This is a genomic window from Agrobacterium sp. NPDC089420, assembly GCF_044900305.1.
In the GTDB taxonomy this organism is placed as follows: Bacteria; Pseudomonadota; Alphaproteobacteria; order Rhizobiales; family Rhizobiaceae; genus Agrobacterium.
Map to the genome: position 1 here is coordinate 1 of NZ_JBJDMY010000040.1, position 13,926 is coordinate 13,926.

General features: G+C 55.2%; 8 protein-coding genes. 1 reads left to right on the forward strand and 7 read right to left on the reverse strand.

Going from position 1 to position 13,926, the window contains the following annotated elements:
* Positions 1-126: 126 nt before the first annotated feature.
* From ACI2KA_RS26315 to ACI2KA_RS26340, 6 genes are all read right to left on the reverse strand, one after another.
* Complete coding sequence (locus tag ACI2KA_RS26315) at positions 127-789, reverse strand: TetR/AcrR family transcriptional regulator (protein WP_404505391.1); 663 nt, start codon at positions 787-789, stop codon at positions 127-129.
* A gap of 50 nt (positions 790-839) precedes the next feature.
* The gene (locus ACI2KA_RS26320; protein WP_404505392.1) at positions 840-2,399 is read right to left on the reverse strand and encodes an MDR family MFS transporter; all 1,560 of its coding nucleotides are present in this window, start codon (positions 2,397-2,399) and stop codon (positions 840-842) included.
* Positions 2,396-3,598, reverse strand: a complete 1,203-nt coding sequence (locus tag ACI2KA_RS26325) for an HlyD family secretion protein (RefSeq protein WP_404505393.1) — start codon at positions 3,596-3,598, stop codon at positions 2,396-2,398. The genes ACI2KA_RS26320 and ACI2KA_RS26325 overlap by 4 nt, the downstream gene beginning before the upstream one ends.
* Before the next feature lie 135 nt (positions 3,599-3,733).
* Positions 3,734-6,046 carry a DUF3772 domain-containing protein gene (locus ACI2KA_RS26330; RefSeq protein WP_404505398.1) on the reverse strand — a complete coding sequence of 771 codons (2,313 nt, stop codon included), beginning with the start codon at positions 6,044-6,046 and terminating at the stop codon, positions 3,734-3,736.
* A gap of 131 nt (positions 6,047-6,177) precedes the next feature.
* Positions 6,178-9,309, reverse strand: coding sequence for a multidrug efflux RND transporter permease subunit (locus ACI2KA_RS26335; RefSeq protein ID WP_404505394.1), 3,132 nt, complete (start codon positions 9,307-9,309; stop codon positions 6,178-6,180).
* Positions 9,310-9,314: 5 nt separating this feature from the next.
* Positions 9,315-10,493: an efflux RND transporter periplasmic adaptor subunit gene (locus ACI2KA_RS26340; RefSeq protein WP_404505395.1), complete on the reverse strand. Its 1,179-nt coding sequence runs from the start codon at positions 10,491-10,493 to the stop codon at positions 9,315-9,317.
* 1,149 nt (positions 10,494-11,642) lie between these two features.
* Here ACI2KA_RS26340 and ACI2KA_RS26345 point away from each other — a divergent pair.
* Positions 11,643-12,689: an alpha/beta hydrolase family protein gene (locus ACI2KA_RS26345; protein ID WP_404505396.1), complete on the forward strand. Its 1,047-nt coding sequence runs from the start codon at positions 11,643-11,645 to the stop codon at positions 12,687-12,689.
* A gap of 6 nt (positions 12,690-12,695) precedes the next feature.
* Here the strand turns inward: ACI2KA_RS26345 and murF are convergent.
* On the reverse strand, positions 12,696-13,926 hold a 1,231-nt coding region (gene murF, locus ACI2KA_RS26350), incomplete at its 5' end, for a UDP-N-acetylmuramoyl-tripeptide--D-alanyl-D-alanine ligase (protein WP_404505397.1).

The window sequence follows — 13,926 nt, forward strand, 5'->3', positions numbered from 1 at the left end:
AAATGCCGCAATTAAAGGCCTGACAGAAGACCGCACTCGATCACACGTTCATATGGGCAAAAACTTCTTGCATAACGGGCGGCAACCACAGAAGTTCTTGGAAACGAGCCCGATGGGAGAAACTACTCATTTGCCCATCCCACATCCTTTCAGAAAAAAATCCACCGCGCGCCGGGCATTTTCCAAAAGTTCTTCTGTCGCGTTAACATTTCCCGCTACTGCATAACGGGAAACAGGCCCTTGGATCAGGAAGTGAAACTGATCCGCGAGAAAAACCAGGTCTCCTTCCACGCCCCCCTCTTTCAGAATGTCGATCAGCACCTGACGGGAAGGCTTTCGCCCAGCCTCATCCGCGATGCGGACGAGCTCCGGGAAACGGGCCGCTTCCTTGTGAAAAAGAAAATGGAGGGCGAGGATATCCGGTCGCGTCAGCGTTTCGGTCATTTTTTCCCCCATCATCGTCAATCTCTCGGCCAAATTCCGCCCTGCCATTACAGGGATGTCCACGAAAGAACGCTTGTCTTGCACGAATTTCAATATGACCGCTTCGAACAAATCCGCCTTCGTTGCAAAACGAGAATACATCGTGCGCTTGGAACAATTGGCAAGGGCCGCCACGTCATCCGTGCTTGTTCCTTCATACCCGCGATCAAAGAACAATTGCTGCGCAGCTGCGATTATATCTTCGGCGACTTTCGCTTCGCTTCCCTTAACCGGCCGTCCACGGCGACGAGACTCACGTTTTTTCTTCGGATCATTTTCCACCGGGTCGATTTTCGCTTTGGACATGCAGTTCTCCGCTGTCGATGAAACTACGCCGATATGGATGCGGGTAAGCCTTAGTGAACCGCAACTGGCAGATTTTTGGGGATCGGCTTGAGGATTAATACGAGAGGAATGATAAGGACAAGAGCCACCGAGAAGAAGTAGAACATATCATTGAAGGCCATAACGGTCGCTTGTCGTATCATGGTTTGATACAGGCTGCCGATTGTCGACTGTATTGCAAGGATATCCGTGCCGGCAGGGCGAAGCCTGTCCTGCATTTCGATCGAGTTGGATGTTACAGTCTCGAACAATCGTTGCGTATGCAAGGATGTTTGGCGGTCCAACAATGTCGCGATGAGTGCCAAGCCTATCGAGCCTCCGAGATTGCGTGCGGCTGAATAAAGGCCTGCAGCATCCTGGGCAAATTCCCTGGGGACAGAGCGTGTCGCAGCCTGGTTCAGGAATATCAAGGCGAAGGTCTGGCCGACACCTCGCAGGAACTGCGAAGTGTAAAAATCGCCACCCGCAGCACCCGCAGTCAGCGAGCTGTCTATGTAGCAACTTGCCGCATAACAACAAAGTCCAAAGGCTATGGCGATGCGAAGATCGAGATGCCGGACCAGCAAAGGAAAAAACGGCATCACAAAAAGCATCGGAATACCGCTTAGCAGAACGACTGAGCCGGATTGCAGCGCATTGTAGCCGCTAATCTGGGCAAGGAATTGGGGGATGAGATAGGTTATTCCGTAAAGTGCAGCTCCGGTTACAAGCGCCATAATAAAAACGCTACCGAAAGTCCTGTGAAAGAGGATCCGGAGCCTGATAACGGGACGCTTCGCATATATTTGTCCGTAAACAAGCATGGCGAGACCGAACAAGGCCAGTGCAGTCATTAACAAGATGAAACTGGACTCAAACCAATGATCCCGTTGCCCATCTTCAAGCACGATTGTCAGGCATCCCAAAAAAATGGACATGCCCGCTATCCCGATCCAGTCGGCTTCAAACAGAAAGTCCCGTCTCATTTTTGACGCAGGAAGTCCAAGGAGCAGGAAAATGACAAGACCGCATCCGACCGGAAGATTGAGAAAAAAGGCGTAGTGCCAGCTCGCATTTTCGGTCAGCCAGCCGCCGACCAGTGGTCCTGCAATCGGTCCCATAACAGCAGTCAGCCCGAAAAAGGCCATTCCTATCGGCTGTTGGGCGGGTGGCAGCCTTGTTGATACGATCGTCATGGCCGTCGGAATCATGGCCCCGCCCGTAAAGCCTTGTCCAATGCGACCGAAAATCATCATTCCGAGTGACGTGGAGAACCCACAAATCATCGAAAAAACCATGAATAGAACCGTCACGGTCAAGAGAAATCGCCGCAGGCCGAGCAGGTTCACGAACCATCCACTCAGCGGGATCATGACAATTTCGGCAACGAGATAGGAGGTCGCAATCCATGTTCCCTCGGTACCACTCGCGCCAATTTCACCCTGAATTTGCGGTAGTGCGGAATTCGTAATCGAAATATCCAACGCTGCCATGAAGGCACCGATAATGCCCGCGGCAACCGCAATCCAAGCCGCCGCGTCGGCCTTTTCCTCCACGAGGTGAAGTTCCAGGCCGGAGCTTCCGACACTCATTTCTGCGTCTCCGAAGCCGGGGCTGTGTGAACGATTTCATCGTATCCCTGCTGAGCAGTCCGCGTGTCGACATCAACTGTCACGGAAAGACCTGGAATAAGCAATCGACGGGCATCAGAATCTGCAGTCACCTTGATACGCACGGGGACACGTTGCACGATTTTGGTAAAGTTCCCTGTGGCATTTTCGGCGGGGATAAGAGCAAACTGTGCGCCTGTACCCGGTGCGAAACTTTCCACTCGTCCTGTCAAAGCTACTGAGTTGAGGGCGTCGACATGAATCGAGACCGGTTGCCCCACTCTCATGTACTGAATTTGCGTTTCTTTGAAATTGGCTTCCAGATACAGGTCTTCGACCGGCACCAGTGTCATCAATCGCGTGCCAGGTTGGACATATTGCCCGATAGCAACGGTTTTGTCGCCAACGGTACCGGCAACGGGTGCGGTTATAAGGGTAGCGTCAAGATCCAGTTTTGTTGTCGCCAATTGGGCCGTTGCCTGTTTTACTGCGGCTTCGGATTGTTTGATGGTCGCGTCTGCGGTGTTGATCGCTTCTTTCGCCGAAGCAAGAGCGGCCTCCGAAATGACGACCTGTGCATTCGCCTGATCCCGTTGGCTGACGAGATTTGTAATCTGCTCATTGGAGGCAGCCCCTGTCTTTGCAAGGGATTGGTATCGTGTGACCTGACTTTCCGTAAAACTGGCTTGGGTTTTTGTTGCCAACAACTGCGCCTCGGCCTGACCAACCGCGGAAACCTGACGTTTCGCGTCCGCTCTCGCGCGAACCAAATCTGCCTTGGAGGATTCGAGAGCCGCTTCCGCTTGTGCGACTTTTGCCTCGTAATCCTCAGACCGGATTTTCACCAGTTGATCGCCTGCTGCCACTTTCTGGTTCGACGTGACGAAGACCTGCTCGACGTAACCCTGGACCTTTGGGGCCACAGCGGTTTGGTCCGCCTGCAGAAAAGCATCATCCGTCGACTGCGTAAACCGTCCGTCCGTCCAGTAATGCCACCCCCATGTGGCCCCTCCAACCAGGACAGCCAGCAGGGCGACTGAAAGAACTCGACGAATTTTTTTCCTCTGATGTTGTGGGGCCACATGGGGCGACACTATAGCCGGGCTTTCGACCTCCTCTTCCTCAGTTGCCCTTTGGTCCATCGCACGCATTGGCTCCACCTTGCTGGCATTCAACGACATCGTTCTACTCGTTCCGTTAATAAAGGTACCGCATAGTATATTTAATTTCGAGAAAGCGCCAGAGGGGAAAGGGACTTTCCCGGAAGATTGGCCGGTGAAGGAAGTGAGTCCCGATTAGTAGGCGCGACTATTGCCTTATGTTGTATGTAGCGGGATGTTTGCTGCCCGGAAGCGTTCGATCAGGGTAAAGAGAAGATCGCTTTTGGTAGAGGCAGCTAAACGCGATGAGCTGACGAACGCATAGCTATCGAAGTTGATTTTACCGTCCGCGATGGATTCGATAAGGACACCAGGCTTCGGCTCGGCCACGATCCCCGGGTGTTCCTCGTAGATATCTAGTATTAATTGACGAACCTGATGCGGATCGTTTGCAATGGACACTGCAAATGGTATTTGAACACGACCGATGGGATCACCCGGTGTCATGTTCCGGATCGTTTTCGTAATGAGTTCCGAGTTGGGAACAATGAGCGTCGATCGGTCCGATATCTGAATTTCCGTGGAGCGTACGCTGATCTTTTTTACATCTCCTTCATCCGTCCCAAGCCGCACCGTGTCGCCTATTTTCACCGGACGCTCTGCAAGGAGGATCAATCCCGAGATAAAGTTCTGTGTGATCGCCTGAAGGCCAAAACCTATACCCACGGAAAGCGCACTGACAACAAGAGCGATGCGCTCCATGCCTATTCCGAGAGTGTTTACTGTCCAGAGTCCGGCGAGGATGAAGCCGATATATTTCACCATCGTCAGTACTGAGTTGCGCGCTCCAGCATCGAGTTCTGTGGCAGGAAGATAAGTGCCATCAAGCCAGCTCAAGACCAACCGTACGGCGACCAGAGAGACGAGCATGACAAGCGCCGAACGCAGAAGAGCACCAACTTCGAATGTAATGCCAGCGACGGTGAAGCTCGACAGGTCACCGATACCGGTAAAAAGATCGCTTGTGCCAGGACCAAATGGTGCAAACACCACAAACAAGGCCCCGAAGGCGATCAAAAGCCTTAGTGCTGCGGAGACAACGATACCGGCTTGCTCCACGAGTTTTGCGCGCAGCCCAAAAGATGATTGCAGGCTTCTGGCGAGGCCGCCCTCCGAGGAGCAAAGGGCGATCGTGAAATCATCGACGAAAAGCAGCACCAGATAGGCCGCGGTAGCAACGATGGCCGCCCAGACGATCGATCTGCCGATAAAAAGGGAAAAATTAATATATCCCGAAAGTGCAGCAAAAACGGTAACCACGATCACCACGTGAATGGCAAACCTGCACACCAGCATCCATGGGCCGGCCTGCAGGCGCAAGCCGTTGCCTGTCGCGTGCCTCTCCAGTTTCTTCCAGGCGTGGAGCACAAACATGAAGAGCGCAGCGTAACAAGCCGAGATTGCCAGGGAGGCCAAGGCGACCGCGCCGGAACTTAGTCCTCCTATTCGGATAATGTCGAGGAAAATCACACCGGATGCAAGGATGGACGCTATCATGGAGGGAAGCCATCGAAGCGCATATGCCGCACCATCACTGATCGGTGGCAATCGCCAACTGGGACGCCGGACCAGTAACATCGCATTGCCTAAAAACATTACGAAGCTGGCAAAAGAGATCGTACCGATGACTCTTGAGGTAAGACTACCAACTTCAGCGGCGGCGAGTATGCCTGTCCATCTGAGAACCGCCGCAACGACCGTAACGGAAACAAAACTGGCGAATGCTCCCCCCACTGTAAACCACAGGGCAAGTCCCGACCGACGAAGGCGGGTTCCTGGTGCGTGATTCATCGCAAGCTTCAAACCCATCTTGTCGAGGTGGCGCCGGGCCGGCCCCAACAAAAAAGTAGACAACGCAAAACTTGCGACAATAAGTACGACGCTCGACATCGTCAGGTGCTGGTGCGTATTCGTGACAACCCGCTGCACTGATGCTTTGGCTTGCCAGACATCGACAGGCATCGTATGCCAGATGTCACTCCAGAAATATGGTGAGAGCGGCGATCCAACCCTTTCAAATACGTCGCGATTGAATGCTTCGGCAATCGCACGGTTGATTGTCGCAAGCAGGTCCCCGGCGCTTGCTTCAACGAGACGTCCCCGCTTGATTGCGGAATCGAGTTCGACACGCTGGTTTTGTAACTTGTTGCGGTTCTCCCGGATATCATGCCCCTCTCCATCAGAGGCTTCCCCCAGTTGGGCAAGACGGGCATCGATTTCACCAAGTTGAGGTTCGATGGCGAGAATTGCCCCCGTGACGGCAACCTGCGTCGCAAGCACACGCTCTTTCAGTGACTGCAATTGTGTTGTATCCGGGGTGGCTTGAAGCGTGTTGGCAACCGCCTCGACTTCACCGGCTTTCTCACTGATAAGAGCTATGGAGTGCTCCAAGGACGTGTCAGTGCGTTGAGCACCGGCTTGAAACGCGGTAAACAACAAAAGAAACAAGACCAGAAGGCAGGAACGCATATTCAAGAGGGTTCTCCTCGTCGGGAAGCGCAAGCTCGTCGGTGAGCGTCCTGACACCTTCCCAATGTGTGACCACGCCCGCGGACGTGGTCAGGTGTGTTCGTGATCAGCTCTTCGCTAAAGATCGGAGACTAGCTTTTCTCCAACTCGCCCTCAGGCTGCTCGTTCTCATTGTTGATTTTCGTCATCTTCATAACGAAAACATAGAATACAGGAACGAACAGAACGGCGAGAACTGTCGCCGAAATCATCCCCCCCATTACACCCGTCCCGATGGCTCGCTGGCTCGCCGACCCGGCACCGCTTGCGATGACAAGTGGCACCACGCCTAGCGTGAAAGCAAGTGAGGTCATGAGGATCGGGCGAAAGCGCAGGTGAGCGGCTTCGACGGCGGCGTCATGAAGTGACTTTCCGGACGCCCTGAGATCTTTGGCGAACTCGATAATCAGAATGGCATTTTTTGCAGAAAGGCCGATGATGGTGATGAGGCCGACCTTGAAATAAACATCGTTGGGCATGTCTCTCAGCATGACTGCCGCCAAGGACCCGAAAATTCCTAGCGGAATGACCAGCATTACGGAAAGCGGGATGGTCCAACTTTCGTAGAGTGCGGCCAGGCAAAGGAAAACAAGGAGGCACGAGAGGCCGAGCAACATCGGGATCTGGGCTCCTGACTGAATTTCCTGTAGGGATTGTCCGGTCCACTCGTAACCAAAACCGTTTGGAAGCAGGCCCGCTATGCGCTCGACTTCCGCGATGGCATCACCGGAAGAATACCCAGGTGCTGTTTGTCCGCTGATCCTGATTGCGGGAAAGCCGTTATAGCCCACGAGCTGAGCTGGCCCCTTGGACCATTCAAAAGTGGCAAAGAGTGACATGGGCACCATGCCGCCTTCATTGTTGCGAACGTTAAGAGACATGACATCGATAATGTCACCCCTCTTCTCCGGCTCTGCCTGCACTGTTACCCGTTGCATTCGCCCCTGATTGGGGAAGTCGTTCACGTATGACGACCCAAGATTGGTGCTGAGCGTCGAGTTGATATTGGCAAAAGTGACACCGAAGGCATTGGCCTTTTCGCGATCTATTGTCAGAACGGCTTGAGAGGCATCGGCAAGTCCCTCCACGCGAACACCTGTCAGTATGGGGCTTTTGCGAGCCTCCGCCAGGAATTGATCACGGGCAGCACCCAAAGATACCATGCCTCTGTTTCCACGGTCCTGCAGACGGAAGGAAAAACCAGTTGTAGTGCCAAGGCCGCGAATGGCGGGCGGGGAGGTCGCGAAGGCCACAGCATCCTTGATATTCTGAAACCCTGCATTCAGTCGTTGCGCGACTGCCGTGGCGGCTTCTTCTGCACTTCGCTCACTCCAGTCTTTGAGGGTCATGAAAACGAGGGCGGCATTTTCGCCCGCACCGGCAAAACTCGACCCGTTGATCGCAACCACACGGCTCACCGCGGGATTGTCCATTGCGATCTTTTCCATGCTCTGTACGGATTCAAGCGTACGCGAAGACGTCGCATCAGCAGGAGCTTGAACCTGTGCTATCAATGCGCCCTGATCCTCAACGGGAAGAAAATCCGTCGGCAACCTGAGAAACATGTAGCAGGTGACACCGGCCAGAAGGAGATAGACGAGCATTACACGTCCGCTCTTGTGTAACAACTTTCCCACCCAGCTACTGTATCCGAGCGCGGTTTTGTCGAAGCCCTTGTTAAACCATCCAAAGAAGCCCTTTTTTGAATGAGCGTGCCCCTTTTTAACGGGCTTTAGAAAAGTGGCACATAGGGCGGGCGTCAATGACAAGGCGAGAAAAGCAGAAAAAAGGATCGACGCGACCATCGTTAGCGAGAACTGTTGGTAAATAATGCCAACAGCGCCAGGGAAGAACGCCATTGGAACAAAGACCGAGGTCAAGACAAGCGTGATACCTATAACCGCACCGGTAATCTGGCCCATCGCTTTCTTTGTGGCCGCCTTGGGCGGCAATCCTTCCTCCATCATGATGCGCTCGACATTCTCAACGACAACGATCGCGTCGTCCACAAGAATGCCGATTGCCAACACCATGCCGAACATCGTGAGTACGTTGATGGAAAAACCCAGAACCAACATTACCGCGCAGGTTCCCAGCAATGCGATAGGCACCACCACGGTCGGAATGATCGTATAACGCAGGTTCTGCAGAAACAGGAACATAACGACGAAAACGAGCGCTACGGCCTCCAGGAGCGTGTAGAGGACCTTTTCGATTGAAATCTTAACAAAGGGCGTCGTGTTGTAGGGGATAGACCATTCTACATCTTGAGGAAAGGACGGCGCAAGCGCTTCCATTCGCTCCCTGACGGCTGTTGCGACAGCCAGAGCATTTCCATCCGGAGCAAGCTCGATAGCCGCGCCGGTTGCCGGCGTTCCATTCAACCGTGTGGAGGTGCTGTAGCTTTCCGCACCGACTTCGATGCGGGCAACGTCACGCAGACGGACGGTCGAACCATTGGATTGGGCTCTAAGCACAATGGCGCCGAACTCGTCGGGAGAGGTCAACTGGCCCTTGACAAGCAGCGATCCTGTGGTTCGCCTCTGGTCGCTGACAGGTGCGGAACCGATACGTCCTCCGGCAACCTGAGCGTTCTGTGCGCGGATTGCGTCTGTAACATCAGAAGGCGATAGATTGAAACCGACGAGCTTGTCCGGGTCGACCCACACTCTCATAGCGCGCTCGCTACCGAAGATATTCACGTTGCCTATACCCGGAATTCGGCGCAATTCACCGGCGATGTTTCGGCTCATGTAATCGCCGAGTGACAAACCGTCCGTCTTGCCGCTTTTCGAACTGAGCGTTACCAGAAGAAGGGTATCCGCACTGGTGGGGTCTACGCTGATGCCTTGCTGGACAATCGACGTAGGCAGTCGTGATTCAACCCGACGTACCCGGTTTTGCACCTCGACAGCGGCCGTGCTCGCATCAGTTCCCGGTTCAAAAGTCACGGTAATGGCGACGCCACCCGCAGCATCGGAGGTCGATTCATAATAGAGCAGTCCTCGGATGCCGTTCAGTTCCTCCTCGATCAGACGGGTGACCCCTTCATAGGTGTCCTCGGGAGAGGCCCCTGGATATGTAGCAGCAATCCGTATCTGCGGCGGCGCCACATTAGGATATTGCGAAATCGGCAGCATGGTGAGGGACAGAAGCCCGGCGAGCATGATGACGATGGAAAGCACCCAGGCAAAGACCGGGCGGTCAATGAAAAAAGCGGCCATCGATTTTATCCCTTATCCGAGTTCTGTTTCGGTGAGGAAGAGACATTGCCCCATGGTTCAGGCTCAACGCGCGCGCCTGGAGCAATCCGCTGGAACCCTTCCACGACAACCTTATCCCCCGGTGCCAGCCCTTTCATGACGACCCAACGGCCATCCACGAGCCAACCAAGATCAACCGGCCTGACTTCGACCTTGTTTTCATTGCCAACGACGAAAATCTGGGCCTTGCCGGCGGTGTCACGCTGGACGGCTTGTTCAGGCACAGCCAGCGCCTCGTCGAGAGCCGCCTGTTCGACACGACCGCGCACATACATGCCCGGAAGGAGGTTCATGTCTGGGTTTGGAAACTCTCCACGGAGAATAACCTGACCGGTTGCGGAGTTGACTGAAGCCTCGGTAAATAGCAGTTTGCCATCATGCGGGTAGAGTTGGCCACCCCCAGAGAGCAGCTTTAGCTGGGCACTACCCGCTGCATCCGCCTTCAGTGTTCCTTGGGCGACAGCATTCTTCAACGCAATCAGGCTCTCAGCGGGGCGAGTGAAATCCGCGTAGATTGGATCAATCTGCTGAATCACGGCCATCACGTCGGAGGTGGGACTCACAAATGCGCCCTCCGTGACGAGGGCTCGTCCGATGGTGCCGGATATCGGTGCCCGGATTTTGGTATACTGTAGATCAAGCTCAGCGATTTTGAGGTCGGCGCGGCTCCTTTCCACGTCTGCGTTGCTTTGTGCAAGCGCTGCAATCGCACTATCCGCGCTCTCCTGGCTGGCTGTACCTCCGCGAAGAAGCTGCGTTTGCCGGTCAGCACGCTGCTTCGCCAAAATCTGGGCTGCAGCGGCAGAATCCAGAACTCCTTTTGCTGAGGCGACCTTGGCCTGGAATGGCTCCGGGTCGATGACGTACAAGACGTCCCCTTCCTTCACCGACGCCCCCTGTTCGAACACGCGCTTAAGCACGATACCAGTGACCCGTGGGCGTACATCAGCAGTTACCATTGGAGCTACTCGCCCAGGCAAGTCGCTAACGACCGGCACTCGCTCAGGTCGCGCTTCGATGACGGCGACTTTTGCCGCAGGAGCAGCCGCCTTTGGCTGCTTCGGCGCCTCGTCTGAACATGCCGCAAGCAAAACACAAAGAGCGACAGCGCCAAAGACCGGAATACTCTTCCGTATAGATGTCATAGAAAGTTTCCTTCGATATTCGGTTATTCCTGATCTCGAGACCCGGCACCCACATGCTAACCAGAAGAGCACAATGGGATTTTGGGCCACTTGTGCCGCACGGGCATCAGGACGCAAAACTTCTCGAGCCGACATCATGACACGCAGCGTACCCCGAAGCCTGTTTGCCTCTCAGCGTGGCCGAGAGGGGAAAAGACCATGCATCCGATTTCCGAACCACTGCGTCATATCGCTCCCTGTCCGACCAAATGGCGTTATTACCAGTCCGGCAACCGCGTATATAACTCAACAAGCGTTGACTTACCAGCATTCTTTGCTGCTCTATCCCATCTCTGTCCGCAAGTGCGCTTCTGACGCCGAATCGCCCGTTCAAAAACATGGCGCAGGACCACCTCACAGGCTCTAGAAGGCAGAGATCATCCATCGGCGCGGGTTGTGGCGCAACATCGAGACGGTTGAGTTCGCTACCCCGGAAAGGGTCGACTGGTTCAACCGCTGGTGAATTCTGGAATCTATCGGCACATACCGCCAGCCGAATCCGAAAAAACAGTATTGCGCCACGCTGGACGCACCAGCCGCGGCCGCATAGCTTAAACCACCTGACCTCCGGCAAACCTCGTGCGGTTCAGTAGTGAGGGCGGCGATATATGGCGAGTAAACAACATCGAGAACCGGCAAAGCTATCAAAAGGAAGAGGATCGTTGTTAACATCCCACCGAACCCAGTGCTGACGATTTTGGGGTTGCCCCAGTTCTTCCACGGCCTTTTGAACGCAGCATCAATACTCAGGGATGTGTTCAAAACGCTAACCCGAGCACGACCTCACCCGCCAGCGAGATATAGTTCTCACAATCCGTTCATACTTTCATGAAGCCAGCTTTCAATATGAGTCCGAATGACGGTAAGCTACTCGTTCCGGCTTTCAAGCAGGCACCTTCTACCAATGAAAGGAGTAGCACGGCGGTCGCTGCGTCTGTCCGACCTGGTTTCAATCCGGTTCGTGAATTTGACGCGCTAGCGCGATGCACCGGACGAAGGAGGTGACGTAGCGGCCTGTATTTGGCAAAATGAAACCGATACGGTCGGTGGAGCCCTGAAATTGGTTGCAGTTCTTCCCAATAACGACGCGATGAAGGTTGGAGTAAAACCATGACCGAGGAGGAGCCGAGGCTTGCCTGGTGGATCGCGCGCTGGATTTTGCTCGCATTGGCCATTCCAGGAGCTTCACAATCCGCGCTAGCCGATGCACCGCGCCTCGGGCCTTTCGAACTGCCCAAGCCAAGCGAACTGAGCGTTTTCCTCAACGACCAGGCTTTCAGCCCCTATGAAGCACTGAACGGGTCCTTCACCTCAGCGGAGGGCTGTGCCGCCATTCCCAATGGCCTATGGATCGAGATGGACGGCAAGGGAGATTGTATCCGTTATTATCCGCAAGCGCTGGCCGATGGCGAGAACCAGACCGTGCTCGTTTATTTCGGCGGTGACGTGATGTTGCGCAATTCCAAGGGCGTGCGTTTCATAACCGATTCCTATGTCCGGCAATCACCCGCCTCGATCGCGACGGAAATGGCGGAATGGGCGCAAAAGGCCGGCCACCCCGTCATCTTCATGGCGCGTCCCGGCATTTATGGTTCCTCGGGTGATCACAACAATCGCCGCCATCTGCACGAAATAACGCTTATGAATCGCGCGCTCGACCTGATCAGGGAAAAGCACAAAATATCGAGCTTCATTTTGACCGGCCACTCCGCTGGCGGCCAGATCGTCGCGGGTCTCATGAATAAACGCAGGGATATCTCGGCGGCCATCATTACCTCCGGTCTCGTCTCGGTGAAGCAGGTATCCGCCTTCTGGGAGCGGCGGCGGCGGCTTCCGGGCAAGCTCCTCTACAATGCCGCCGCGTTTTACGATCCCATCGATGAAATCGACCGGATTCAGACCGATCCTCGACCGGACATCTATTTTCTCTCCGACCCGGAGGATCGCGCCGTGCCGTTTTTCAGTCAGCTATTTTATGTCAGGCGCCTGCGCGCCGCAGGCTTCGAACCGCACCACATCTATGTTCAGGCGACAGACCGCCAACGCCATATTCTGGCCTATCACGGCCGCCTAGCCGCCGCGCTTGTCGCGCAGGGCCGGTCGCAGGTCGAAATTCGTCGTGCTGTCCACGAGATGGAACTCGAACAATTCAAATAGCGTGTTTTACACGACGGCGCCGTCGTCGGCGCTTTTCTTCAGCCGCGCGACGAGTTCATGCATGCCGGTGCTGTGCGAACCTTTAAACAGAACCACATCTCCGTCCGCCAGCCTTTCGCGAAGGATTTCACTGAGCACCTGGCGCGATCCGGCATGGGAGCCGCGCAAGGCAGGAGAAAGCGCCTTCCAGAAGTCGGCATAAAGCTCGCCCACGACATGGACTTCATCAATTGAACGGTCCTGTATGAACCCAGCAAGTTCGGTGTGATATGCGGCCGCCCCGGGCCCCAGCTCTGCCATCTCGCCAAGAACCGCGATCCGACGCCGCCCGCCTTCATAGTCGCCCAATCGAGCCAGAGCCGCGCGCATCGAACCTGGATTAGCGTTATAGGCGTCGTCGATCACGGTCAGCCGGCGCCCGTCAAGCGAAAGAGAGATTTCTTCGCCCCGTCCGGGCAGAGCGGCAAAGCTTCCCAGCTGCGCGATCGCCGGCTCGAGTGGATGCCCGAGCGCCGAAACGGCTGCAAGCACAGCAAGGCCGTTCAAAGCCATGTGGTATCCAGCCGCGCCAATCGGGAAACTGATTTCGCGATCCTTGATCCTGACGTGAGCCTGCCGGCCTGCCGCGTCGTAGCGCAAAAGCTGGCACATGCATTCATCCGAAGTCCCATAAGTCCAAATGTCGAGCTTTTGCCTTTGAGCCGCGTCATGTACCGTGTGCCACTCCTGCATATCGCGGTTGAGAACGGCCTTGCCGCCCGGCGCCATGCCGAGAAAAATCGCGCTTTTGGTACGGGCGATGTCGGCGACCGTGCTCCTCTCGCCAAGATGGGCAGGCAGCACATTTGTAAAAACAGCAACCCTCGGGCGCGCCATGCGCGCGCTGATCGCCATTTTGCCAACGGCCAGTTCCAGCACCACATGTGGAGTGTCCCATGGAATCGAGGCAAGGTTCCACGCCACGCCAGCAGGCAGGTTCGCATTATGGTGGCTTTTGCCAACATCGCCCCAGGCTGAAAGCGCATGTGCCAGCATGGCGACAACTGTCGTTTTTCCAGCACTGCCGGTCACGGCCAGCACATTGCCGCTCATCCGGCTGCGCGCATACTCGCCCATCTTCAGAACGGCCTGCATATTATCTGATACGCCGCCTCGCTGATCAAAACTCATTCGCCCATTCTCTTCGTCCGATGGACATGATGCGCCAAGGCTGGCTTTCGAGCTTTCGCCATGCATC

Excerpts from the sequence above, each read along its gene's own strand:
- ACI2KA_RS26345 (WP_404505396.1), top strand. The coding sequence starts at position 11,643 with ATGACCGAGGAGGAGCCGAGGCTTGCCTGGTGGATCGCGCGCTGGATT.
- ACI2KA_RS26325 (WP_404505393.1), bottom strand. The coding sequence starts at position 3,598 with ATGTCGTTGAATGCCAGCAAGGTGGAGCCAATGCGTGCGATGGACCAA.
- ACI2KA_RS26320 (WP_404505392.1), bottom strand. The coding sequence starts at position 2,399 with ATGAGTGTCGGAAGCTCCGGCCTGGAACTTCACCTCGTGGAGGAAAAG.
- ACI2KA_RS26330 (WP_404505398.1), bottom strand. The coding sequence starts at position 6,046 with ATGCGTTCCTGCCTTCTGGTCTTGTTTCTTTTGTTGTTTACCGCGTTT.
- ACI2KA_RS26315 (WP_404505391.1), bottom strand. The coding sequence starts at position 789 with ATGTCCAAAGCGAAAATCGACCCGGTGGAAAATGATCCGAAGAAAAAA.
- ACI2KA_RS26340 (WP_404505395.1), bottom strand. The coding sequence starts at position 10,493 with ATGACATCTATACGGAAGAGTATTCCGGTCTTTGGCGCTGTCGCTCTT.
- ACI2KA_RS26335 (WP_404505394.1), bottom strand. The coding sequence starts at position 9,309 with ATGGCCGCTTTTTTCATTGACCGCCCGGTCTTTGCCTGGGTGCTTTCC.